Raw genomic sequence first — 22,536 nt, 5'->3', positions numbered from 1 at the left:
AGATTAGCCGCAAGATGGTCGCAACACATCAGACAGCGCTCCAGAATGCGTGTTCCAGGTGCGTTACCCCGGGTGGATTCCGAGAGAGATCGATTCCGATAACGTCAAAACGGCACGGCGTCTCGTGCCAGCGTCGTTCCTGCAGGAATCGGCGGGCGGCCCGGGCGATATGGCGCTGTTTCCTCGCGTCCACCCAGGAATGCGGGTCGCCGAACCGGCGTCCGGTTCCGGCCTTGACCTCCACGAAGACGAGTTCGTCGCCGTCCCGGGTGATGAGGTCGATTTCGCACCGGGAGACGGGGTCCCGGTAATTCCTGGCCAGCACTGCATGGCCCTTCCGGCGCAGGAACGCTTCCGCGATGGACTCGCCGCGTGAACCCAGGATTTGCTTCGATGCGGTCATGTTGTCTTCGGGATGGGTGCCAGGAATGGGTGCCATGGATGAATGCCCGTGATCAACGCAGGATCAACGCGGGATCAACGCGGGATCAACGCGGGTGGACCTGCCGTACTTACACAGCGGGCCGGTGGTCAGGCTAAGGAGAACCCGAATCTCTTCCGCAGGAAGGAGCGGCGATGCACGGACGACGGCCCATGGTGCTCGAGCGCGGCCAGGTGCGCCGCCGTGCCGTAGCCCTTGTGACGGGCGAAGCCGTATTCAGGAAAGTCCGGGTCGCACGCGATCATGATCCGGTCCCGCGTCACCTTCGCGATGACGGACGCGGCCGCGATGGAGAGGCTGCGCGCGTCGCCTCCCACCACGGTGGTCTGGGGGCCCCGCCAGTCGATGGCGTCGATCCCGTCGACGAGCAGATGGCCCGGAGGCGGCGAGAGGGCCTCCACGGCTTCTTTCATGGCGAGAAGATTCGCCCGGCGGATGTTCACGGTGTCGATCGCGGCCGGGTCGGACCGGCCGACGCCGATGGCCGTGGCAATGGCCGTGATCCTTTCGTAGAGGACATCCCTCCTGGCGGGCGTGAGGCGTTTCGAATCGTCCAGGCCCGGAATCTCGGCATCATCCGGCAACATCACGGCGGCCGCGATCACGGGACCGGCCAGGGCGCCCCGCCCGGCTTCGTCGACACCGGCCGCGGAACGCGTGTCATGACCGAGGAGGGACCGTTCAAAGCGGGCCATGGCCCGGAGTCTCTCCCGCTCAGCGTCGCCCTTCGCCATGCTCAGTTGCGCCGCTCGGCGATCCGGGCGGCTTTGCCCTTGAGCTTCCTCAGGTAGTAGATTCGTGATTGCCGTACCTTGCCCTTGCGCAACACCTGGATTTTACCAACCGACGGCGAATGCAGCGGGAAGATGCGCTCAACGCCGATCCCCTGCGAGATCTTGCGGACCGTGACGGTCTCGCCAATGCCGTGGCCGGACCGTTGGATAACAACGCCTTGGAAGAGCTGTACGCGTTCCTTGTCGCCTTCGCGGACCTTGACCTCCATCCGAATAGTGTCTCCGGCACGGAATTCCGGCAGGTCGGTCCGTAACTGGTCCTGAGTGATCGTGTCTAGTGCGTTCATGTTTGAAACTTCCGTCCTTTCGAACGGCCACGGGTGTGCTACCCGTTTTCGTTCTGTTGAAGGGTTCTCAGATAGGTCAGATCCTCTCCGGTCAATTCCACGGTTTCCAGCAACTCGGGACGGTGCTGGTACGTCTTCTTCAGGGCGTCCTGCCTTTCCCATCGTTCGATGCGCCCATGGTGCCCGGAAAGCAGCACTTCGGGCACGCGCCACTCCTGGTAGTTCTCCGGCCGCGTGTACACGGCGTTGCCCAGCAGTCCTTCGTAGTGCGAATCCGTAACCGCGGAAGCCATTTCGCCCAGGACCCCTGGAAGTAGACGGATCACGGCGTCCGCGATCATCATGGCCGGTATCTCGCCGCCGGTGACGACGAAATCGCCCACGGAGTACTCCTCGGCGCCCAGGCCCTTGGCCACCCGTTCGTCGACGCCCTTGTAATGTCCGCAGATAAGGACCAGCTGGTCCAGTTCCGCGAAGGACCTGGCCGTATCCTGGACGAAGGACTTGCCCCCGGCCGACAACAGCACGGTACGGGAGCGGTCAGCCCGGGACGATGCGTCGACCTGGTCAGTCCGGGACGCCCGGGACGACGCGTCGACCTGGCGCCGGAGATGCCTTACGCCCCTGAATATGGGCTCCGCCTTGAGCACCATGCCCGGGCTTCCGCCGTAGGCGTAGTCATCGACGGTCTTGTGGCGGTCCGTCGTAAACGCCCGCAGGTCGTGGACGAAGACGTCCACCAGGTCCCGCCGGCACGCCCGGCCCACGATACTCTCCCCGAAGGGTCCCGCGAATACACCCGGGAAAGCCGTAAGAATGTCGATACGCATGGTCTTTTCCGCTATGAGATCAACCCAGGGATCTTCCGTATGACGATCCTGTCCTCCCCGGGATCGAGTTCCACCACGATGTCCCGGACCGCCGGGATCATCGCTTCACCGGTTGGCGTGTCCACCACAAACACGTCGTTGGCGGGCATGGACATGACCTCGCGAAGGATTCCGATCTCTTCGCCCTCGTCGGAAACGACTGCGCAGCCTTCGAGTTCGAAGACATAGTACGCGTCACGGGGCAATGGGGCGACGGCTTCTTCGGGCACCTGGATGTACGCGCCGCGGAGCCGTTCCGCGTGCTCCGTCGTATCGATCCCGCGGAATTTCATCCGCCAGCCGTTCCCGTCGCGGCTGCAGCGTTCGATCTCCAGCAACTCCCGCCGGCCGTCCTGCAGTTCCACGCCGATCCGGTCCAGATCCGCGAACCGGTCCGGAGCGTCCGACAAACCTTCCACGCGGACGTAGCCCTTGAGGCCGTGGGGTTTGCGGATGAATCCGATATTGATCCGGTCTTCGCTCAATTACACCCCGCCCTGGCGTACCGGCGGCCGATCCGCTTCGACGCTCTCGGTCGCACTGGCGTACCGGCGGCCGATCCGCTTCGGGTTACTCGGCCGCTTCGGCCGTCTCCTCGTTGTCACCGCGCCACTTCTGAATCGCGCCGCTCTTCACCAGAAGCGACCGCACCGTTTCGCTCGGCCTGGCGCCGCGGTTGAGCCAATCGACGGCCTTGTCCACGTCCATCTCCAGCTGTTCCGGCGAAATGGGGTTGTAGTAACCCAGGCTCTCGATGTACTTACCGCCCAGGCGGGTCCGGTTGTCCGTAACGACGATCCGGTAAAAGGGTCTCTTCTTGGCTCCCGTGCGGCGAAGCCGTATGGCCACTGCCATGTTCCGCTCCTTAGGCTACCTGAAAGGCAACATACTCTGGCCGAGCCGCTCGAGGGCGCCCGGCCGGTTCAACTGCTTCATCATCTTCTGCATCATGTTGTACTGTTTCAGTAACTGGTTCACCTCCTGTACGCTCGTGCCGCTTCCCCGCGCGATCCGCCGGCGCCTGCTGCCGTTGATGACCACGGGGCGCGCCCTTTCGTGTTTGGTCATGGAACTCAGAATGGCGTCCATGCGAACGAGCGCTTTCTCATCCATGTCCATATCCTTCATCACCTTCTTGTTTACTCCCGGCATCATCTCGACCAGTTCCTGCATGGAACCCATTTTGCCCAGTTGCTGGAGCTGCGACCGGAAATCCTCGAGGTCGAAGGTCTGCTTGCGCAGTTTCGTTTCGAGCTTGCGCGCTTCCTCCACGTCGATGGCGGCCTGCGCGCGCTCGACCAGGGAGACCACGTCGCCCATCCCCAGGATCCGGGACGCCATCCGTTCGGGATGGAACACCTCCAGGGCGTCCAGTTTCTCGCCGACGCCCACGAACTTGATGGGCTTCCGAGTAATCTGCCGTATGGACAGCGCCGCGCCGCCGCGGGCGTCCCCGTCCATCTTCGTCAGGATACAGCCGTCGATGTCGAGGTCCTGGTCGAAGGCCTCGGCCACGTTGACCGCGTCCTGTCCCGTCATCCCGTCCACCACGAGCAGGATTTCGTGGGGATGGACCGCCTCACGGATCCCGCGGAGTTCCTCCATCATCTCTTCGTCGACGTGCAGGCGTCCCGCCGTGTCCAGGATGACGACGTCGCGGTCCTCCCGGCCTGCGCGGTCCACGGCGACCCTGCAGATGGCCAGGGGAGACCGGCCGTCCCCGAGGGCCACGACCGGCACGTCCAGCTGTTCGCCGAGTACCTCCAGCTGCTTCACCGCCGCGGGCCGGTAGACGTCCGCCGCGGCCAGTATGGGCCGGTGGCCCGCACCGATGAAGTGGTGTGCCAGCTTCCCCGTGGCCGTCGTCTTGCCGGACCCCTGCAGGCCGGCCAGCATGACGATGGTCGGGGGCGATTCCGCGATGGCGACGTCGACGGCCTCCTCGCCCATCAGGGAGATCAGTTCCTGGTGGACGATCCCCACCATCTGCTGCCCCGGAGAAAGGTTCCTGAGCACGCCCTGCCCCAGGGCCTTTACCTTGACCGAGTCGATGAAGGTCCGGGCTACCTTGAAATTCACATCGGCTTCCAGCAGGGCGCGGCGCACCTGCCGTAGGCTGTCGTCGATGTTCTTTTCCGTCAGCTTGCCCTGACTGCGGAGATTCCGGACGATGCCTTCCATGCGGCCGGTCAGTTCTTCAAACAAGATGCGCTCCAGTGCGGTCCGCCAGCGCTACTCGGGCTGGCCACCCAATACGGTCAGCCGGTATTCCTCAGCCGCACCGCGAAACTCCCGTCCACGCCGTGTACCGGCGGCAGCGTGGCGATCCGGCCCGCGCCGTCCATGACCCCGGCCAGTTCCTGCGGCCAGTCGCCGGGGCTGTCCGGCCGAAAACCGGGATGCCTGCTGCAAAACGCGGCCACGACGTCCTCGTTCTCTTCCGGCTCGATGGTGCACGTGCTGTACACCAGGACGCCGCCCGGTTTCACCATGCCGGCGCCTTTCTCCAGCAACGCCAGTTGTTCGCCGCGGAGCCGGCCGATGTCCTCCGCCGTTCTCCGCCACCGCAGATCCGGCCGGCGCGCGATGGTGCCGAGCCCGGAACAGGGCGCATCCACCAGGACCCGGTCGGCCTTGAATTCCAGGCCGGGCGACCGGCCGTCCATGACGACAAGACGCACCTGCCCCAACCCCATTCGCTGCCGGTGTTCCTCCACGCGGCGGAGTCGATGCGGTGACGAATCGCAGGCGATCACCTTTCCGCCCGCGCCGACAATTTGCGCAATATATGTTGTTTTTCCGCCCGGAGCGCAACATAAATCGACAACGGTCTCGCCCGCCCGCGGACCCAAAAGCCTCACCGCGAGACCCGCGCTTTCGTCCTGTACCTGGAACAGGCCCGACTCGTGGGCGGCCAGCCCGTGCAGGTCGCCCGCGTGCCGGATAATCAGGAAATCATCGAGCCACCGACCCGGTTCGACCTGGATGCCGTTCGGCGCCAGTGATTCGGCGAGGTCCTGCGGCGTGGACCTCGCCGTGTTGACCCGGACGGACAGGGACGGCGGCCGGTTCCCGGCCTCCATGAGGGCGGCGGTAGGTTCCATGCCATACCGCTGGATCCACCGCTTCGCCAGCCAATCGGGATAGGAATGGGTGACGCCGAGATCCGTGACGGGGTCTCCCCCGCGCGCCGGCCGCGACAGCCGTTCCCGCTGACGGATGGCCGTCCTCAGGACCGCGTTGGTCAGGCGGACGGTGCCCTCGTGCCCGTATCGCTTGGCGAGTTGCACGGATTCATGGGTGGCGGCAGCGGCGGGGACCTGGTCCATCTTCATCAACTGGTACAGGCCCATGTGGAGGATCAGGCGGATCCACGGCGTGAGCGACTCCGGTTTGCCGCGCAACAGCCGGCCGAGCGTCCAGTCCAGGCGGCGGCGCCAGCGGATGGTGCCGTACACCAGTTCGGTCGCGAAGGCCCGGTCCCGGGCCGAGTAGCCGTATCGCCGGAAAAGGGCATTGAGGGCGTCCCGCGGCAGTACGTCCCGCGTTTCCGTGCGGTGTAGCGCCTTCAACGCGATCTCGCGCACCGGAGGGGCGTTACCGCGCATCGAAGGCGCGTTCTCTCCGGCCTCGGCCGGTGTGTCGTGGTGAAGTCGAACCATGGTCGGGGTTCCGTGCTCAGGACCCGCCGAGAAGGTCGCCCGCCACCGGACGGTATCCTCTCACGAATTCCGCGCCTTCGATCCGGCTCCGGCCCTCGGACTGCACCCGGTCCAGTCTCAATCCGCCTTCTCCGGTCTGCACGGTGACGCCCCGGCGTTCGTCGGCGGAGACGATCTCTCCGGGCGGGCCGCCCCCTTCCCCTTCCAGAGGGACGGGCTGACTCGAAATGATCCGGAGGCGCTGGCCGCGCCAGGTGGTGAAGGCCATGGGAACCGGGTTCAGGCCCCGTACCCTGTTGTATATAACGCGGGCCGGCAGTCGCCAGTCTATGCGGCCGTCCTCCCGGGAGATCCTCGGCGCGGGTGTCGCTTCGCCCCGCTGCGCCCGCGGCGTTATGCGGCCGTCTGCCACCCGATCCACCGTGCGCAGGAGCAGGTCCGCGCCGGTGCGGGACAGGCGGTCGTGCAGTTCGCCGGCCGTTTCTTCCGGCCCGATCGGCACGGTCTCCTGGCAGAGGATGTCACCCGTGTCCACCCGCCTTTCGACCAGGAACGTGGTGACGCCCGTAACCTCGTCCCCGTTCATCACCGCCCACTGTATGGGCGCCGCGCCGCGGTACCGGGGCAGGAGGGAAGGATGCAGGTTGATCGTGCCGGCCGGGGGTATCGCCAGCAGTTCGTCGGGCAGGATGCGGAAGGCCACGACCACGAACAGGCCGGCTTCCAGGGACCGAAGGGCGTCCAGGAAACCCGGATCGCGCAGCTTCTCAGGCTGCCAGAAGGGAATGCCGTGCCGCAGGGCGGTTTCCTTCACCGGGGAATGCGCGGTCTTCAGTCCCCGTCCCTTCGGCCGGTCGGGGCCGGTGACGATACCGGCCACCTCGTGTTCCGGCCGGCCGATCAGCGCCTCGAGACTCGGCACCGCGAAGGCGGGCGTACCCATGTAGACCACGCGCATATCAGACCGCCTGACCGCTCTCCTTGAGCTTCCTCAGTTTACCGCGGATGAACTGCTGACGGAGCTTGCTGAGGTGATCGATGAACAGGACGCCTTCCAGGTGGTCGTACTCGTGGACCAGGACCCGCGCAAGCAGTCCGCTGCCCTCGATCTCGAAGGGGCGCCCGTCCAGGTCCGTTGCCTCGACGCGCACGACCTCGGGCCGGGTCACCTTCTCGAAGAGATCGGGAAAACTCAGGCATCCCTCGTCGCTCGTCTGCGCGCCTTCCCGCTTGACGACGCGCGGGTTCACCAGCACCAGGTGTTCCGGTTCGCCCTCCAGGGCCGGCCCCCGGCGGTCCAGGAAGAGTTCCGGTCCGATCGCCCCGAGGTTCACCACGTACATGCGGACGGTCTCGCCGACCTGGGGAGCCGCGAGCCCGATGCCCTCCGCGTCGAACATGGTGTCGACCAGGTCCTCGGCGAGGAGACGCAGCGCCGCGGTCGCATCCCCCACCGGGCGCGCCTTCTCGCGGAGCACCGGGTCGCCGTATATGCGTATGGGTCTGACCGCCATGGCTTTTCCTATTCTTCCTTGCTTCCCTTCTTGCTGCTGATCAGGCGGGAGATGGCGCTGCGTTGCAGGTCGATCCGGACGTCGTCGGCGATGCGCACCGTGACCGTGTCCGCCTTCAGTCCTGTAACGACGCCGATGATCCCGCCCTGCGTCACCACCTTGTCCCCGTTCTGCAGGGCGTCCAGCATGGCCTGGTGTTCGCGCTGACGCTTCTGCTGGGGACGGATCAGCAACAGGTAGATGATCGCGAACATCAACAGGATGGGGATCATGGAGATCAGGAAACCCGGTCCGGAAGCGTCTCCGCCGCCGGGGCCCATGGCAAAGGCATCTTGAATCACTGGGGTTGCTCCTTTCTTGCGGTCGCACTGCGATACGCGGTCAGAAACGACCTGCTCCACGGGCCGAAACGGCCTTCCTGGATGGCTTCTCCCATCTCGGAGACCAGGCCGACGTAGAAGTGGATGTTGTGCAGGGTCCCCATTCTCGGACCCAGTATTTCTCCCGCGCAGTAAAGGTGCCGGACGTACGAACGGCTGAAGGTCCGGCAGGCATAACAGGAACAGGATGCATCGATCGGTCCGGCGTCGGCCCTGAAGCGGGCGTTGTAGATATTGATGCGTCCGGAGCGCGTGTAAAGCGCGCCGTTCCGGCCCTCGCGGGTGGGAATGACGCAGTCGAACATGTCGATCCCTCGTCCCACGGCGTCGACGAGGTCTTCCGGCGTCCCGGCGCCCATCAGGTAACGGGGCCGGTCTTCCGGCAGGTGTTCGACGGTGGCGTCGATCAGGGCCGCCATGGCCGGCTTCGGCTCCCCGATCGACATCCCTCCGATGGCGTAGGCGTCGAATCCCCGGTCGACCAGCGACCGCGCGCAGTCGACCCGGAGGTCTTCGTAGACGCTTCCCTGCACGATGCCGAACAGGGCCTGGGGATGCGCCCTTTCTCCCTCCAGTTCGTCGAAACGCTTCCGGGACCGCTCGGCCCAACGCAGCGTCAGCGCGGCGGAATCCTTCGCGTAACCGTAGTCGCAGGGATAGGGCGGGCACTCGTCGAGGGGCGCGATGATATCGGCGCCGAGGGCGGTCTCGATTTCCATGACGGACTCCGGCGTGAACAGGTGCCGCGAGCCGTCGATGTGCGATTGGAAGGTCACCCCCTCTTCCTGGATGGACTTGAGGTCCGAGAGGCTGAACACCTGGTAGCCTCCGCTGTCGGTCAACAGGGGCCGCCGCCAGTTCATGAAGCCGTGCAGCCCGCCCATCTCCCTGATCAATGCATGTCCCGGCCGGAGAAACAGGTGGTAGGTGTTGCCGAGTATGATCTGCGCGCCGGCGGCTTCGAGTTCCTCCGGCGTCAGCGTCTTCACCGTCGCCTGGGTCCCCACAGGCATGAACACCGGCGTGCGGATTTCGCCGTGGGGGGTCTTCATGCGGCCGGCCCGCGCGTTCGAAGCCGGGTCCCGGGCGAGCAGGTTAAAGTCCAGCGAAGCCATACCGCGGGACCCGCGGTCCTCCTTTAGAATGATCCATGACTATTCCAGCGATTTGATGGGGCCCTCGCCGCGGCCCAGGATGAACTGCTGCACCAGCGCGTCGTCGCAGTTCCGGATCTCGTCCGGGGTCCCCACCATGTGAATCACCCCGTCGTGGAGCATCGCGATGCGGTCCGCGATCTTGTACGCGCTGATCATGTCGTGGGTCACCGCGATCGCCGTCACCGACAGCCGCTGGTTCATGTCCAGGATCAGGTCGTTGATGATGTCCGCCATGATGGGATCCAGGCCCGTCGTGGGCTCGTCGTAGAGAATGTACTCCGGATTCATGGCGATCGCCCTGGCGAGTCCCACTCTCTTGCGCATGCCGCCCGAAAGCTCCGCCGGCTTCTGTTCCTCCACGTCGGACAGGCCGACCATCTGGAGGCAGGTCCGGACCCGTTCGCCGATCTCCGCCTCGGTCCGGTCGGTGTGTACCTTCAGGGCGATCCCCACGTTCTCGCCCACGGTCATGGAATCGAAGAGGGCGCCGCCCTGGAACAGGAAACCGAAGCGCTTGCGGATTTCGTCCAGTTCCGTTCCGTACAGCCTGGTCACGTCCCTGCCGTCCACCAACAGCGTTCCGCCGTCCGGATGCAGCAATCCCGTGATGTGCTTGAGCAGCACGCTCTTGCCGCATCCGCTCCGGCCGATGATGACCATGGTCTCCCCGGACTCGATGGTCAGGTTGACGTCCTTCAGCACCGGTTTCCCGAAGGCTTTTCTCAGGTGTACGATTTCGATCATGAGCGGGTAGAGAACGTAACGCGGGAAGAACGGTCAGCCCGGGTCTTCGTGATAGAGATCCGGGTTCTCGAAACGGGCGAAACGGTCCACGAAGACCAGGTCCACCGTTCCGACGGGACCGTTGCGCTGCTTGCCGATAATGATTTCCGCCTGGTTCTGCTCCTGTTCCTCGCCTTCTGCGTAACGGGCGGGCCGGTAGATGAACAGCACCACGTCGGCGTCCTGTTCGATCGCGCCCGATTCCCTTAAGTCCGACAGCTGCGGCCGACCGTCCCCGCCGCGGATCTCCACCGCCCGGGAAAGCTGCGACAGCGCAACGATCGGGACGTCCAGCTCCTTGGCCAGGGCCTTCAGGTTCCGGGAGATGGCGGAGATCTCCTGTTGCCTGTTCTCCGCGTCGCTCGGGCCCCGCATAAGCTGCATGTAGTCGACGGCCAGCAGGCCGATGTCGTCATGCTCGGACATCAGTCTGCGCGCCCGGGAACGCATTTCGGTGACCGACAACGCCGGGGTCTCGTCGATGTATACCGGCGCGGTGGCGAGGGCCCCCACCGCGATGCTCAGGTTCGACCACGCGTCTCCCGGCAGCCGGCCGGTGCGCATCAGGTGGGAATCCACACGGGCCTCGCTGCACAGCATCCGCTGGGCCAGCTGGTGGCTGGTCATCTCGAGGCTGAACAGGCCGACGCCGACCCCGGCCTCCACCGCGACGTGGCGGATGATGTTCAGGCAGAGGGCCGTCTTCCCCATGGCCGGACGGGCCGCGATGATAACCAGGTCTCCGCGCTGGAAACCGGCGGTCATCTCGTCCAGCCGGGTAAAGCCCGTAGGGACGCCGGTCACGGTGGTGTCCTGCTCGTGGAGCTTTTCGATGTTCTCGAAGGTGTCGTGCAGAATGGGATTGAGCTGGGTGAAACCTCGGCGGGCGTCACGCTGGGACAGGGAGAACACCATCCGCTCGGCGTCGTCCAGCAGTTCCGCGGTGTCTTCTGACGATTCATAGGCCCGGGAGACGATCTGGGTCGCCACGTTGATCAGCTTGCGTCCCTGGGATTTCTCGTGCACGATCCGGGCGTGGTATTCCACGTTGGCCGCCGTCGAAACGCCCTCCGTCAGGCCGACCAGGTAGAAGGATCCCCCCACGGCGGGCAGTTCGTGCCGCTTCTCCAGTTCTTCGCTAAGGGTGATCACGTCGGTGGGTTCGTTCCGGTCGTACAGGGCAATGATGGCACTGAAGATCTTGCGGTGCGCATCACGGTAGAACGCGGTGTCGTCGAGGATCTCGAGGGCGATCGATATGGCGTCCTGTTCCAGCAGCATGGCGCCCAGGACCGCCGCCTCCGCCTCCACGGCCTGCGGCGGAAGTCGTTCCGCCCCGTCGCTCTGGCTGTTCATGAGACCTCATCTCCCGGGGTCGCCTGCGCATCGGACTGCACGATGCGGTCGTATTCCTTCCGCAACAGTTGCACGTCTTCCCAGGTCGGCCGTTTGTAGGCCGAATTGCGCAACAGGCCGGAAGGGTGGTACGTCACCAGCAATTTGATGCCGTGATAGTCGTGGAACCTGCCCCGCAGCGCTCGAATCGAACTGTTCTGCTTGAGCAGGGCCTGGGCCGCGACGCGGCCGAGGGCGCAGATCAGCCGGGGCCGGACGAGCCGGATCTGCTCCTTCAGGATGGCGTCGCACGCGTCGATCTCTTCGGGCATCGGGTCGCGGTTGTTCGGCGGCCGGCATTTCAGGATGTTGGTGATATACACCTCGTCCCGGGTGAAATCGATGGCGTTCAGGATACGGGTCAGCAGCTTACCCGCCTGGCCCACGAAGGGTTGGCCCTGTTCGTCTTCCTGGGCGCCGGGCGCTTCGCCCACGAACATCACGTCGGCGTGCTCGTTCCCGGAACCGAATACGAAGTGCTTTCGCTTGAATCCCAGCGCGCAGGCCGTGCAGCGATGGTATTTCGCATACAGGCCCTCGAGCGACGTTACCCGGGCCGACTGGGCCGAATGGGCTGACTGGGCCGAATGGGTCGACTGGGCCGCCCGCCCGGTCCCGGCAGGTTGGCCTACCCCGGCAGGTTGACCGGACCGATCGGATTGGCCGGGACCTTCGTGCCGTTCGCGCCGCCTCCGCTCCGGCAGCGGAAGCGCCCCGTCCAGGCCTTCCGGCAGGTAGAGCGATTCGAGTCCCTGCTCTTCTTCCTGCCTCACGGCCTCGACGGTCTGGCGTATCAGGTCGGACAGCGACGCTTGCGTTTTCATGCGGGAACGACTTCCCGGTTTCTCAGCAGGGCGGCGACTTCGTCCATGACGCGGTCCGCCACGTCGGACTTGGATTGCAGGGGCAGGGATTCCTCGCGACCGTCGCGGTGTATAAGGGTGACGATGTTGGTATCCGTCTCGAACCCGGCGCCCTCGGCGGTGAGGTCGTTGTAGACCACCAGGTCCAGGTCCTTGTCCGCCCGCTTCTGGCGCGCGTAGTCGAGACCGTCATGGGTCTCCGCGGCAAAGCCGATCAGCACGGGCGGCCGGTCGGCGGCCACTTCTGCGAGGATATCGGTGGTCCGCGTCATTTCCAGCGTGAGACGTTCCTCCGTCTTCTTCGTCTTCCGGGGGGCCTGGACGCCCGGTCGGTAATCCGCCACGGCCGCCGCCATGATCACGGCATGCTGGCCTTCTCGGTTGGCCAGGACGGCTTCGCGCATTTCACCGGCGGTCCGGACGTGTTCCACGGCGACCCCGTAAGGATCCTGGAGGTGCGTGGGTCCCGCTACGAGCGTGACCGACGCGCCGCGCCGGGCCGCGGCCCTTGCGAGGGCGTAACCCATCTTTCCGCTGGAGCGGTTCGTTACGCACCGGACGGGATCGATGTCCTCCGCCGTGGGGCCGGCGCTCACCAGCAAGTTGCATCCGGCCAGGTCATGATCGGGATCGGCAAGGATGGCGACCGCTTCCACGATCTGCTCCGGCGCCGCCAGCCTCCCGTCCCCCTCTTCGCCGTTGGCCAGCAGGCCGAATTCCGGTTCGATGACGTGCACGCCCCGGCTCCTGAGGCGGTCGAGATTCGACTGGACGGCCTCGTTTCTCCACATGCGGAAATTCATGGCCGGCGCCAGGCAGCAAGGCGCTTCGCAGGCCAGCATCACGGTGGAGAGCAGGTCGTCGCCCAGCCCGTTCGCCATCTTGCCGATGATATTGGCCGTGGCGGGCGCGATGGCCACCGTATCGGCCCAGACCGCGAGGTCGACGTGTTCTTCACCGGCCATCCCGGTGTCGGGAAACTGCTCGACGGCCACGGGATGGGCGGTCAGTGCGCTGAAGGTTACGGCACCGACGAACGCGCCGGCTTCACGGGTCATCACCACCCGGACGTCTGCCTGTTCCCGGACGAGTCCGCGGACTACTTCGGCCGCCTTGTAGGCCGATATACTGCCGGTCACGCCGAGGACGATCCGGCGTCCTTTCAACCTGGACATCGGGAACTCCTGCCTTACTCCACGGCCTCGTCTTCCTCGGCCGGCTGGTAGTCGTAGTTCAGCTCATTGCCGAGCAACCGGTCCAGCGCCTGGGTCGTCACTTTCTCGGCGCGGTCGTCCTGCGTGCCCAGCATCTTGTTGTGGAGGTTGATTCGCCGTGCCTCCATGGCCGTAACCATGACGGCCTCGTAGATGTTATCGGCGACGTCCCTCATGCGCTCCTGGGAAATGTACTGTGTCGATTTGGTGGTGTTCATGGATGCTCCCATCGGCTGATGCGACGCCGTTCGGTGGCTATGATCCCCCGAATGGCGTCAACGGTGGACTGCTGCTTGCCATCTTCATTGTCGACCCCGTAGTCATACGCGGGCAGGTACTTCATCTCGGTGCGCGCCTTTTCCAACCGCTTGCGGATCTGATCGTCCGCTTCCAGGCCGCGCTGTTTCAACCGCCGCGACAGGCTGTCCAGGGAAGGCGGAATCAGGAAGACGAGAACGGCCTCCGGGAATATGGCTTTGACGGCTCCTCCGCCCTGGACATCGATGACCAGCAGGGCCACGCCCCCGGACCGGATGACGCGTTCGACGGCGTCCCGTGGGGTACCGTACAGCACGCCGTCGTAAACTTCCGCCCATTCGAGAAAGGCGCCCTGGCGTATCTTCTCCTTGAATTCGTCCGCGCTGACAAACCGGTAATCGATCCCGTCCCGCTCGTTCGGCCGCTTCTTACGGGTCGTCATGGATACGGACCGGACGATGGTCGGGTCTCCGGTCGTAAGCAACTCGCCGATCGTGGTCTTTCCCGTGCCCGACGGCGCGGAGAGGACCAGGCAGAACCCCTTTGCCTCCGCGCGGCCGGGCGCGACGGAATCACTCAATGTTCTGCACCTGTTCGCGGACCTTCTCCAACTCTTCCTTGGCCTGGATGACGGAATGGCTGATTTCCGTATCGTTGCTCTTGGATCCGATGGTGTTGATCTCCCGGTTCATTTCCTGGATGAGGAAGTTGAGGCGCCTGCCCGGACTCCCGTCGTCCCCCAGCGCTTCCAGGAAGGCACCGCAATGGGCGTTCAGGCGGACGCATTCCTCGGTCACGTCGCTCCGCTCCGCAAACAGGGTGATCTCCATGGCCATGCGCTGCGGGTCGACCGGTCCGTCGTCGAGCAGGCCCTCGATCCGATGACGCAGGCGTTCCCGGAACTCGGCCACGCGGCCCGGCGACCGGTCCTCGATCGAACGCAGCAAGGCCAGTATGGCTTCGATCCTGCCGCGCAGGTCTGTTTCGAGCGCCTTTCCCTCGTTTCGCTTCATGTCCTTGAAGGCGACAAGCGCGCGCTCCAGGGCGGCCTCGATACCCTTCCAGCGCTCGGCCGGGTCGACTTCGTCGGCTTCCGGCGTCACCAGGCCCGGGTAGGCCGCGACCATTTCGAGGGAGACCTCGCCCGATACGCCGAGCTCGTCCTTGAGCTGCCTCAGCGCGTCGCAGTACTTCCTTCCGGCCTCCGCGTCGATCCGTATCCCGTGGGCGTTTGAATCGCCGTCGTCGCACCGGACGGACACGGAAACGTTGCCTCGCGTCACGTGGTCCTGCACGTACGCGCGCACGCGGCCCTCCAGCGAACCCAGAGACTTCGGCAGCCTTACCGCGATGTCGCAGAACCGGCCGTTAACCGAACGCAGTTCGACGACGGTGCGGACGCCGGCGAGGTCGGATTCCCCGGCGCCGTATCCAGTCATGCTGCATATCATTCAAAGCCCCTGAATCCGCAGTTACCGCCTGTTTCCAAGAAACATGAAAATACACGCTAAACGGCGATTTGTCAATAACATATTGGCGGCAGCCCGGCGGAGTTCCTTCCCCTTCCGGGCACGTTCCGGGCACGCCCCGGACACGCCCCGGACACGTCGAAAAGAAGATTCATGACCCTTGATGCAACCGGTCCCGTTATATTATGAAAAAGACGGGACGCGGCGGCTCCGACGCCGCGGAACGTCATCGTATCGAGATCGCACCGGAACCGGAATCAGGATGGAGCGGGCATGGACGCCCTGGTGTTACAGGCCGTGAAAGACGAAAGCAGGGAACTGGAAGGGTCGCGTATTGTGGCCGTCGAGCAGCACGCACCCATGGAAATCGGACTCGTCCTGAAGACGAGCACGGGCAGGCGCGTGCTGTCGCTTTCCGTGCAGCCGGGTTTCTCCCGGGTACATCTGTCGGATGCCGGGAAGAAGGGCGCGGCCTCGTCCGCGCTGCTCGCGGCGCTGCGGGATCATCTCGTTCCCGGTATGCTGGAGAAGGTCGACGTGGCACCCTTCGAACGGGTGGTTCAACTCCATTGCAGGGGGCGGTCCTCGCCGGGACCGGGCCGGTACCGCATAATCGCAGAACTCATCGGGAACCGGGGAATCATGGTTTTCCTTTCCGATCCGGACCGCGTTATCCTGGAGACCCTCAGGCGCATCCGGGGCACGGAAAGGGAACTGGTCCCCGGCGAGACCTACGCGTTCCCGCCGCCGATGAAGAAAACACCGCTCGGCGAAGCCACGCGCGAACTGCTGGCCGGGACGGACCGCCTTGAGACGCCGGAAGCACTGGCGCGGCATTTGACCGCCACCTTCGCGGGACTGTCCAGGGATATGGGCCAGGAGGTCCTGGTCCGGGCGGGCCTGGTGGACACGACGGGTCTTGCGGACACGGACGGGGAGGACCGCGTCGCCCGGATTTGGCATAGCCTGGAGGAGCTTGTCCGCCGCGTGAGGGCGCGGGACTGGACGCCCTGCATCGGGAGATCGCAAGACGGCCGGGCCCGCGTCCTTTCCGCGGTCCCGGTCCATTCTCTGCCCGCGGCGCAGGTAGAACGCCACGAATCCGTCAGCGTCGCCGTGGAACGTTTCTACGAAGAACGGATGGCCGAAGAAGCGTTCAAGCAGCGGTTGCAGAAGGTACAGCGCGCCCTGCGCGATGAGATCCGGCGCCTGGAGCGCCTGACGGAGAACCTGGGTAAGGACCTGGTTCACGTGGAGCAGGAAGAAGAATACCGCCGGTACGGCGAGCTGATCACCTCTCACCTGGCCCGGCTGAAAGCGGGGTCGACGGAAGCCCTGGTCGAAGACTACTTCAGCGGTGACCGGGAGGAAGTCTCCATTCCCATGAAGCCCAACCTGTCGCCGGCGGAGAACGCCCGGTGGTACTTCCGGCAGGCCCGCAAGGCCCGGGACGGGAGGAAGGCGGTGGTCCAACGCATCGCCCGGGCACGGAAACGCCTGGAAGAAGTCACGGGTATCCGCGAGAAGCTCGGTTGCGGCGACGACGACGAAAGGCTGGAGAATGCCCACCGGGCCTGCATCAGGCTGGACCTGGTCAAGGCGCCCCGCGAAACAGGCGCTTCGAAAACCGGCGCTTCGAAACGTCTGCGCAAGAAGGCCGGGCAGGACATCCATCCGAGGAGGTACCTCACCACCAGCGGACACCTGCTGCTCGTGGGCCGCAACAGCCGGGAGAACGAAGCGCTGACGAAATCGGCGGCGCCGGACGACATCTGGCTGCACGCGCGGAACCTGGGCGGTTCCCACGTGATCCTGCGACGGGAGGACAAGACCCAGATGCCGAGCAGGAAAACCCTCTACGAAGCGGCCTGCCTGGCGGCCTGGTACAGCAAGGGCCGGGGTTCCACCACGGTGCCGGTGGACTACACGGAGCGCCGTTACGTCCGTAAAATGAAAAACGGCAGCCCCGGACAGGTCGTGTTCACCCGCGAAAAAACGCTCTTCGTCGAACCCGGACTGGCACTCCGCCAGGCCGACACGCCGGAGACGGCCTGACGGAGTTGACACGACCGCCGGGAGCGTCCTCACGGGGTTGACGCGATCGTCGTGAGCGTCCTGACGGGGTTGACGCGCTTGGTTCAGACCCGGTCCACGATGCGGCCTTCGGCATAGGAGCCCAGCAGCTTGTAGTTTTTGGCGATCTCCCGGAGGTGGTTGAGCGCCCGGCTGCAGAGCAGGCTCTCCGCGTGCCCCTCGAAATCCAGGTAGAACAGATACTCCCAGGGGGATCCGACCAGGGGCCGCGATTCGATTTTGTTGATGGAGATGTCCCGCAGCGCGAAGACGCTCATGGCCTTGAACAGCATGCCGGGTTCGTGGGGAACCGAGAACACGATGGAGGTCTTCATGCGTTCGCCCTCCGATGGTTCGGGCGCTCTGCCCAGGACCAAAAACCGCGTATAGTTCTGGGGGTTGTCTTCGATCCCGCGCTCCAGGATCTCCAGCCCGTACCGCTCCGCGGCCCGTGTGCTCGCAATCACGCCGATATCCCGCCCCCCGCCCTCACCGAGCATCTTGGCCGCGCCGCCGGTATCGTACACGGTTTCGGGTTTCATCGACGGATGCTCCCGGAAGAACCGGACGCACTGTTCGAGCGCTTTGGGGTGGGACTGGACCCGGCGGAGTTCCTCCGACCGGACACCCGGTTTCGCCATCAGGTTGTGGACGATGCGGAGCACGATTTCACCTACGATCTGCAGGTCGTGCTCCTGCATCAGGTCGTAATTGACGTGGATGCTGCCCGCCAGGGTGTTCTCGATCGGCAGCATGCCGTAGTCGCAACTGCCCTCGTCCACGGCGCGGAACACGTCGTCGAACCATCCATGGGGAACCGGTTCGGCCGCGTCTCCGAAATATGCGAGCACGGCCATCTCGCTGAAGGCTCCCAGCTCGCCCTGGAAGCCGGTCCTGAACTTCTTCAATCGGTCCTCCTTTCACCCAGCAACGCGGCCCTGCTTTCCTTCGCCTTCGTCAGCGTCTCCACCAGTTCCGATTCGCGCCCCTCCTCGATCTGAGCCGCCAGGTCGTCGAGCAACCGCCTGGCGTCCTCGATGCCGCGCAGCAGGGGCCGCCCGTTGGTCAGGCAGATGTCGGCCATCACCTGCACGGTGGACGCGGCCAGGCGGGTCGTGTCCCGGAATCCCGACGCGGCGAACTCGCCCAGGCGTTCTTCATCGCGCGCCGTCTTCTCCGCGGCGAGCGCCAGCACCACGGACAGCAGGTAGGGCAGGTGGCTGGTGACCGAGACGATCCGGTCGTGGCGCTCGGCGGGAATGACGGCGGGACGCGCCCCGATCCGGTGGACCAGGTCCTTGAGCAGGTCGAGGGCGCCTTCATCCGCCCCGGGGGGCGGAACCAGGGCGAACGTCGCGTCCTGAAACAGCCCGTCATCGGCGTGATCGATGCCGGTGTGCTCTGTACCCGCCATGGGGTGCCCGCCGACGTACCGCCTGATGCCGGCCTGGCTAGCGACGGCGCAAACGATGGCCTCCTTGGTGCTGCCCAGGTCCAGGAGGATGGTCTCTCTACCGAGCAGCGGCGCGAGGCCGGGCAACATGTCCAGGATGGACCGCACGGGCGTAGCGAGGACGACCAGGTCGGCCCCTTCCACCCCTTCGGCCGTTTCCAGGTATCCCGCGTCGATGGCGCCGCGCTCCAGGGCCCGGTCCAGTACGGCCCGGTCCAGGTCGACGCCCGCGACGCGTTCCGCCGCCCCCGCCTTCCGGACCGCCATGCCGAAGGAACCGCCCAGCAGTCCCACGCCGATAATGGTGATACGCATAGGCCAGCTCAGCCGATGGTACGGTTGACGGCCGTCGCGACCGCCTGCAGTTCCGGGATCAGGGAGGTCAGCGCTTCCGGAGTCAGGGACTGGTCCCCGTCGGACAGCGCGCGCTCCGGCGTCGGATGCATCTCGATCATGAGTCCATCGGCACCCACCGCCACGGCCGCCCGGGCGGCCGGCCCCACGAAATCGGCATTGCCGGTCCCGTGGCTCGGGTCGATGAACACGGGCAGATGGGTGTATTTCTGCAGCACGGGCACGGCGGAGATGTCGAGCGTGTTCCGGGTCCAGGTCTCAAAGGTCCGGATACCCCTTTCGCACAGGACGACGTTGTGGTTCCCCGCCGCCAGGATGTACTCGGCCGCCAGGAGCATCTCCTCGAGCGTGGCGGACATGCCCCGCTTGAGCATGACGGGCTTGCTGCTCCGTCCCGCTACGTTCAGCAGCGGATAGTTCTGCATGTTCCGGGCGCCGATCTGCAGCATGTCCACGTATTCCGAGACCATGGGTTCCATCTCGGGCTCCATCACTTCCGAGATGGTCGGCAGGCCCGTTTCCTCGCTGACCCGGGCCATGATCTTCAGGCCCTCCTCTCCGAGCCCCTGGAAGCTGTAGGGCGAGGTCCTGGGCTTGAACGCGCCGCCGCGTATGATGTTGGCCCCCGCGGCCCGGGCGTGTTGCGCCGCCTCCAGGAACTGGTCGTAGGATTCGACGGAACAGGGACCGGCGATGATGGTGATGCCGTCGCCTCCAATCGTCACGTCGCCCACCTTGAAACGGGTCTTGTGCGGCTGCACCTCCCGGCTTACCAGCTTGTAGGGCCGCTGGATGCGCTGAACGCGGTCCACCCCGTCCAGGATCTCGAACTGTTCGGGCGATAGGCTCAGGGTATTGCCGATCACGCAGATGATGGACATCTCGTCGCCCTGGATGTCCCGTGGTTTACAGCCGAAGGCCCGGATCGTCTCCCGGACGTGCTCCTTCTCGTCTTCCGTTGCATGAAGTTTCATTACAACCACCATTTCAGCCTCCCTCGGCAATGTCCGGCCGGAGCACGACGGCACCGTCCAGGTAGACATGCCGTATTTCATCCTGCGATTTTTCCGTATTTACATGAACCAGCACCCGTACGCACCCGGGAAGACTCCCGGGGACCTCCATCTCCTGCGTGCAGAACAGCGGGATCGCGGTCCACCCCATCTGGCGCACGCCGTAGGCGGGTGTCTGCGCATCGAGATCTTTCGTCGACGAAAAAAACACGCTGATGATGTGTTCCAGTTCGATGCGGTTTCGTTCGACTATTGTTGTAAGCAACCGACGCGATGCCTCACAAATGGCTTCGGAAGTGTTCGACTCAACGGTTATCGCGCCGCGAACGCCTCGGACCATGATCCCTCCCGGGACAGTGAACGCTGGATATTACCCGATCAACGCATGAAAGGGGAGGTGAATACGTGGGCGCCGCGAAGACCTGACCGGTCTCGTGGACGCCCACACGCATCTCCCTTTCGACGTGAAACCTGTATCATTGCAATGCTCCATGCGTACGGGCGCCTACCCGGCCCCATTCGCGATACTACCCCTGCACGGCCACCGGCGTTTCCCGGTCCATGCCTGCCCTCAGTGAAGCTACGTATTCGCCCACGGACCGGAGCATGTCCGGTTCGCCGGCGTGCGCTTCCATCACGTTGATGATGGCGCTGCCCACGATGACCCCGTCGGCCAGGCGCGCGGCCTCGCCGGCCTGATCCGGTGACGAGATGCCGAATCCCAGCCCGAGGGGCCGGTCCGTGTGGGACCGCACCTGTGCCATGAACGCGTCCACCCCTTCCGCCAGTTCCCCCCGCGCGCCCGTGACGCCCGTCAGGGAGACGCAGTAGACGAATCCCGTGGTATGGCGGTTCACCAGTTCGATCCGCGCCGAAGTGCTCGTGGGCGCCACCAGGAAGACGACGGTGAGGCCGTGCCGGAGGCAGGCGTCGGACAGATCGGCCCCTTCCTCCGGCGGGAGATCGGGCACGATCAGCCCGTCCACCCCCGCACGCGCGGCATCCCGGCAGAAGTCCCCGATCCCGTACGCGAGCACCGGGTTGTAGTAGGTCATCAGTACCACCGGAATGCCGGTATGTTCCCGGATGGAAGCGACCGTCTCGACGATGGACCGCAGGGTCGTGCCCCCGGTCAGCGCCCGAAGCGCGGCACGCTGGATCGTGGGGCCATCGGCGATGGGATCGGAGAAGGGCACGCCCAGTTCCACCAGGTCGGCCCCGCGTCGGTCCAGTTCAACGACCAGCGCGGCCGTCGTTTCCAGGTCCGGGTCCCCCGCCATGACATAGGGGATCAGCGCCTTGCGGCCCGCGGACTTCAGCGATGCGAAGGTCTCTTCGATCCGGTTCATTCAGCGTCTCCTGCGCGCTCACCGTTCCGGGCCAATAACCCGTCCACCTGCTCGACGTCCTTGTCCCCGCGGCCCGACAGCCCGGCGACGATGACCCCCTCCCGGTCCATTTCCGGGGCGATCCGGGCGATATGGGCAATGGCATGGGCGCTTTCGAGCGCCGGAATGATGCCTTCGACCCTGGAGAGCAGTTCGAAGGCCTCCAGCGCCTCTTCGTCGGTCACGCTCACGTACTCCGCTCGGCCGGAGTCCTTCAGGTAGCTGTGCTCGGGTCCCACGCCGGGATAGTCGAGTCCCGCGGAGATGGAATGGGCCACCTGGATCTGGCCGTTCGCGTCCTGGCCGGTATAACTCATGGCGCCGTGCAGCACACCCGGCGTACCCAGGCCCAGCGTGGCCGCGTGCATCCCCGTATCCAGCCCGTGTCCCGCGCCTTCCACGCCGATCAGGCGGACGCCGTCGTCGAGGAAGGGATGGAAGAGCCCGATGGCGTTGCTGCCGCCCCCCACACAGGCGACGAGCACGTCGGGGAGCCGTCCTTCTTTCTCCAGGACCTGCTCCCGCGCTTCCCGGCCGATGACCGACTGGAAATCACGCACCATCATGGGAAAGGGATGGGGGCCCGCCACCGATCCGATGATGTAATGGGTATGGCGGACGTTGGTCGCCCAGTCGCGCAGGGCCTCGTTCAGCGCGTCCTTCAGCGTGCGGCTGCCCGCGTCGACGGCGATGACCCGGCTGCCCATCAGGCGCATGCGGAAGACGTTCAGCGCCTGGCGGGCCATATCCTCGGAACCCATGTAGACGTCGCATTCCAGGCCGAAGCGGGCGGCCACGGTGGCCGTGGCCACGCCGTGCTGGCCCGCCCCGGTCTCCGCGATGACCCGTGGTTTCTTCATGCGCCGGGTGAGCAGGATCTGGCCAATGGTGTTGTTGATCTTGTGGGCGCCCGTGTGGTTCAGGTCCTCCCGCTTGAGATAGATCCGCGCACCGCCGAGGGCCTGCGTCAACCGCTCCGCGTAGTAGAGGGGGGACGGACGGCCCACGTAGTCCCGGAGGTAGTAACGGAACTCCTCCTCGAAGTCAGGGTCCCTCTTCGCCGCCTCGTACACTTCGAGCAGCTCGTCCAGGGCCGTCATCAATGTCTCCGGAACGTAACGGCCGCCGAATATGCCGAAGTGTCCGCGCTGGTCGGGCAGCGTGATCG

At 65.2% G+C, this 22,536-nt stretch carries 26 protein-coding genes; 1 reads left to right on the top strand and 25 read right to left on the bottom strand.

All coding sequences use genetic code 11. The annotated features are described in order from the left end of the window. Nucleotides 1-28: 28 nt before the first annotated feature. From F4X08_15115 to F4X08_15025, 19 genes are all read right to left on the bottom strand, one after another. Complete coding sequence (locus F4X08_15115) at nt 29-439, bottom strand: YraN family protein (GenBank protein MYD27128.1); 411 nt, start codon at nt 437-439, stop codon at nt 29-31. Nucleotides 440-531: 92 nt separating this feature from the next. After that, nucleotides 532-1,176 (bottom strand): ribonuclease HII, encoded by a 645-nt coding sequence (locus tag F4X08_15110; GenBank protein MYD27127.1) that lies wholly within the window; start codon nt 1,174-1,176, stop codon nt 532-534. A gap of 2 nt (nt 1,177-1,178) precedes the next feature. Further along, a complete protein-coding gene (locus F4X08_15105; GenBank protein ID MYD27126.1) occupies nt 1,179-1,523 on the bottom strand; it encodes a 50S ribosomal protein L19 in 345 nt (114 codons plus the stop codon). A 38-nt stretch (nt 1,524-1,561) separates the two neighbouring features. Continuing rightward, complete coding sequence (trmD, locus tag F4X08_15100) at nt 1,562-2,353, bottom strand: tRNA (guanosine(37)-N1)-methyltransferase TrmD (protein ID MYD27125.1); 792 nt, start codon at nt 2,351-2,353, stop codon at nt 1,562-1,564. 11 nt (nt 2,354-2,364) lie between these two features. Then, entirely contained in the window at nt 2,365-2,877 is a 513-nt protein-coding gene (rimM, locus tag F4X08_15095) for a 16S rRNA processing protein RimM (GenBank protein ID MYD27124.1), read from the bottom strand. 85 nt (nt 2,878-2,962) lie between these two features. Continuing rightward, entirely contained in the window at nt 2,963-3,247 is a 285-nt protein-coding gene (gene rpsP, locus F4X08_15090; GenBank protein ID MYD27123.1) for a 30S ribosomal protein S16, read from the bottom strand. Nucleotides 3,248-3,262: 15 nt separating this feature from the next. Then, nucleotides 3,263-4,600 carry a signal recognition particle protein gene (locus tag F4X08_15085; GenBank protein MYD27122.1) on the bottom strand — a complete coding sequence of 446 codons (1,338 nt, stop codon included), beginning with the start codon at nt 4,598-4,600 and terminating at the stop codon, nt 3,263-3,265. Between the two features lie 50 nt (nt 4,601-4,650). Beyond that, on the bottom strand, nt 4,651-6,054 hold the full coding sequence (gene rsmB, locus F4X08_15080) for a 16S rRNA (cytosine(967)-C(5))-methyltransferase RsmB (protein ID MYD27121.1): 1,404 nt from the start codon (nt 6,052-6,054) through the stop codon (nt 4,651-4,653). Nucleotides 6,055-6,070: 16 nt separating this feature from the next. Further along, a complete protein-coding gene (locus tag F4X08_15075) occupies nt 6,071-7,012 on the bottom strand; it encodes a methionyl-tRNA formyltransferase (protein ID MYD27120.1) in 942 nt (313 codons plus the stop codon). 1 nt (nt 7,013) lies between these two features. Then, nucleotides 7,014-7,568, bottom strand: coding sequence for a peptide deformylase (gene def, locus F4X08_15070; protein MYD27119.1), 555 nt, complete (start codon nt 7,566-7,568; stop codon nt 7,014-7,016). Between the two features lie 8 nt (nt 7,569-7,576). Beyond that, the gene (gene yajC, locus F4X08_15065; protein ID MYD27118.1) at nt 7,577-7,888 is read right to left on the bottom strand and encodes a preprotein translocase subunit YajC; all 312 of its coding nucleotides are present in this window, start codon (nt 7,886-7,888) and stop codon (nt 7,577-7,579) included. A 17-nt stretch (nt 7,889-7,905) separates the two neighbouring features. Beyond that, a complete protein-coding gene (gene tgt / locus F4X08_15060; GenBank protein MYD27117.1) occupies nt 7,906-9,063 on the bottom strand; it encodes a tRNA guanosine(34) transglycosylase Tgt in 1,158 nt (385 codons plus the stop codon). A 39-nt stretch (nt 9,064-9,102) separates the two neighbouring features. Beyond that, nucleotides 9,103-9,849: an ABC transporter ATP-binding protein gene (locus tag F4X08_15055; protein ID MYD27116.1), complete on the bottom strand. Its 747-nt coding sequence runs from the start codon at nt 9,847-9,849 to the stop codon at nt 9,103-9,105. Between the two features lie 33 nt (nt 9,850-9,882). Beyond that, nucleotides 9,883-11,244, bottom strand: a complete 1,362-nt coding sequence (dnaB, locus tag F4X08_15050) for a replicative DNA helicase (GenBank protein ID MYD27115.1) — start codon at nt 11,242-11,244, stop codon at nt 9,883-9,885. Further along, entirely contained in the window at nt 11,241-12,107 is an 867-nt protein-coding gene (locus F4X08_15045; GenBank protein ID MYD27114.1) for a uracil-DNA glycosylase, read from the bottom strand. Before F4X08_15045 ends, dnaB begins: the two co-directional genes overlap by 4 nt. After that, complete coding sequence (gene coaBC, locus F4X08_15040; protein ID MYD27113.1) at nt 12,104-13,321, bottom strand: bifunctional phosphopantothenoylcysteine decarboxylase/phosphopantothenate--cysteine ligase CoaBC; 1,218 nt, start codon at nt 13,319-13,321, stop codon at nt 12,104-12,106. The genes F4X08_15045 and coaBC overlap by 4 nt, the downstream gene beginning before the upstream one ends. Before the next feature lie 14 nt (nt 13,322-13,335). Then, nucleotides 13,336-13,578 carry a hypothetical protein gene (locus tag F4X08_15035; protein ID MYD27112.1) on the bottom strand — a complete coding sequence of 81 codons (243 nt, stop codon included), beginning with the start codon at nt 13,576-13,578 and terminating at the stop codon, nt 13,336-13,338. After that, complete coding sequence (locus F4X08_15030) at nt 13,575-14,270, bottom strand: guanylate kinase (protein MYD27111.1); 696 nt, start codon at nt 14,268-14,270, stop codon at nt 13,575-13,577. Before F4X08_15030 ends, F4X08_15035 begins: the two co-directional genes overlap by 4 nt. Beyond that, the gene (locus tag F4X08_15025) at nt 14,191-15,069 is read right to left on the bottom strand and encodes a YicC family protein (GenBank protein MYD27110.1); all 879 of its coding nucleotides are present in this window, start codon (nt 15,067-15,069) and stop codon (nt 14,191-14,193) included. The genes F4X08_15030 and F4X08_15025 overlap by 80 nt, the downstream gene beginning before the upstream one ends. A 291-nt stretch (nt 15,070-15,360) precedes the next feature. Here F4X08_15025 and F4X08_15020 point away from each other — a divergent pair, with 291 nt between their 5' ends. After that, nucleotides 15,361-17,142, top strand: coding sequence for a fibronectin-binding domain-containing protein (locus tag F4X08_15020; protein ID MYD27109.1), 1,782 nt, complete (start codon nt 15,361-15,363; stop codon nt 17,140-17,142). An 83-nt stretch (nt 17,143-17,225) separates the two neighbouring features. Here F4X08_15020 and pheA read toward each other — a convergent pair whose 3' ends face one another. The 6 genes from pheA to trpB all read right to left on the bottom strand — a co-directional run bounded on the left by pheA (nt 17,226) and on the right by trpB (nt 22,534). Continuing rightward, a complete protein-coding gene (gene pheA / locus F4X08_15015; GenBank protein ID MYD27108.1) occupies nt 17,226-18,017 on the bottom strand; it encodes a prephenate dehydratase in 792 nt (263 codons plus the stop codon). A 47-nt stretch (nt 18,018-18,064) separates the two neighbouring features. Beyond that, on the bottom strand, nt 18,065-18,928 hold the full coding sequence (locus F4X08_15010) for a prephenate dehydrogenase (protein MYD27107.1): 864 nt from the start codon (nt 18,926-18,928) through the stop codon (nt 18,065-18,067). An 8-nt stretch (nt 18,929-18,936) separates the two neighbouring features. Beyond that, nucleotides 18,937-19,953 (bottom strand): 3-deoxy-7-phosphoheptulonate synthase, encoded by a 1,017-nt coding sequence (aroF, locus tag F4X08_15005; GenBank protein ID MYD27106.1) that lies wholly within the window; start codon nt 19,951-19,953, stop codon nt 18,937-18,939. Nucleotide 19,954: 1 nt separating this feature from the next. Next, on the bottom strand, nt 19,955-20,323 hold the full coding sequence (gene aroH / locus F4X08_15000; GenBank protein ID MYD27105.1) for a chorismate mutase: 369 nt from the start codon (nt 20,321-20,323) through the stop codon (nt 19,955-19,957). Nucleotides 20,324-20,507: 184 nt separating this feature from the next. Beyond that, on the bottom strand, nt 20,508-21,329 hold the full coding sequence (locus F4X08_14995) for a tryptophan synthase subunit alpha (GenBank protein MYD27104.1): 822 nt from the start codon (nt 21,327-21,329) through the stop codon (nt 20,508-20,510). Further along, on the bottom strand, nt 21,326-22,534 hold the full coding sequence (gene trpB, locus F4X08_14990; GenBank protein MYD27103.1) for a tryptophan synthase subunit beta: 1,209 nt from the start codon (nt 22,532-22,534) through the stop codon (nt 21,326-21,328). Before trpB ends, F4X08_14995 begins: the two co-directional genes overlap by 4 nt. Between the last annotated feature and the right edge of the window lie 2 nt (nt 22,535-22,536).

The sequence above is a fragment of the Gemmatimonadota bacterium genome (genome assembly GCA_009841265.1).
Lineage (GTDB): Bacteria > JAAXHH01 > JAAXHH01 > JAAXHH01 > JAAXHH01 > JAAXHH01.
The sequence above is the reverse complement of the archived record's forward strand: the minus strand, read 5'-3'. Positions and strand labels throughout refer to the sequence as shown.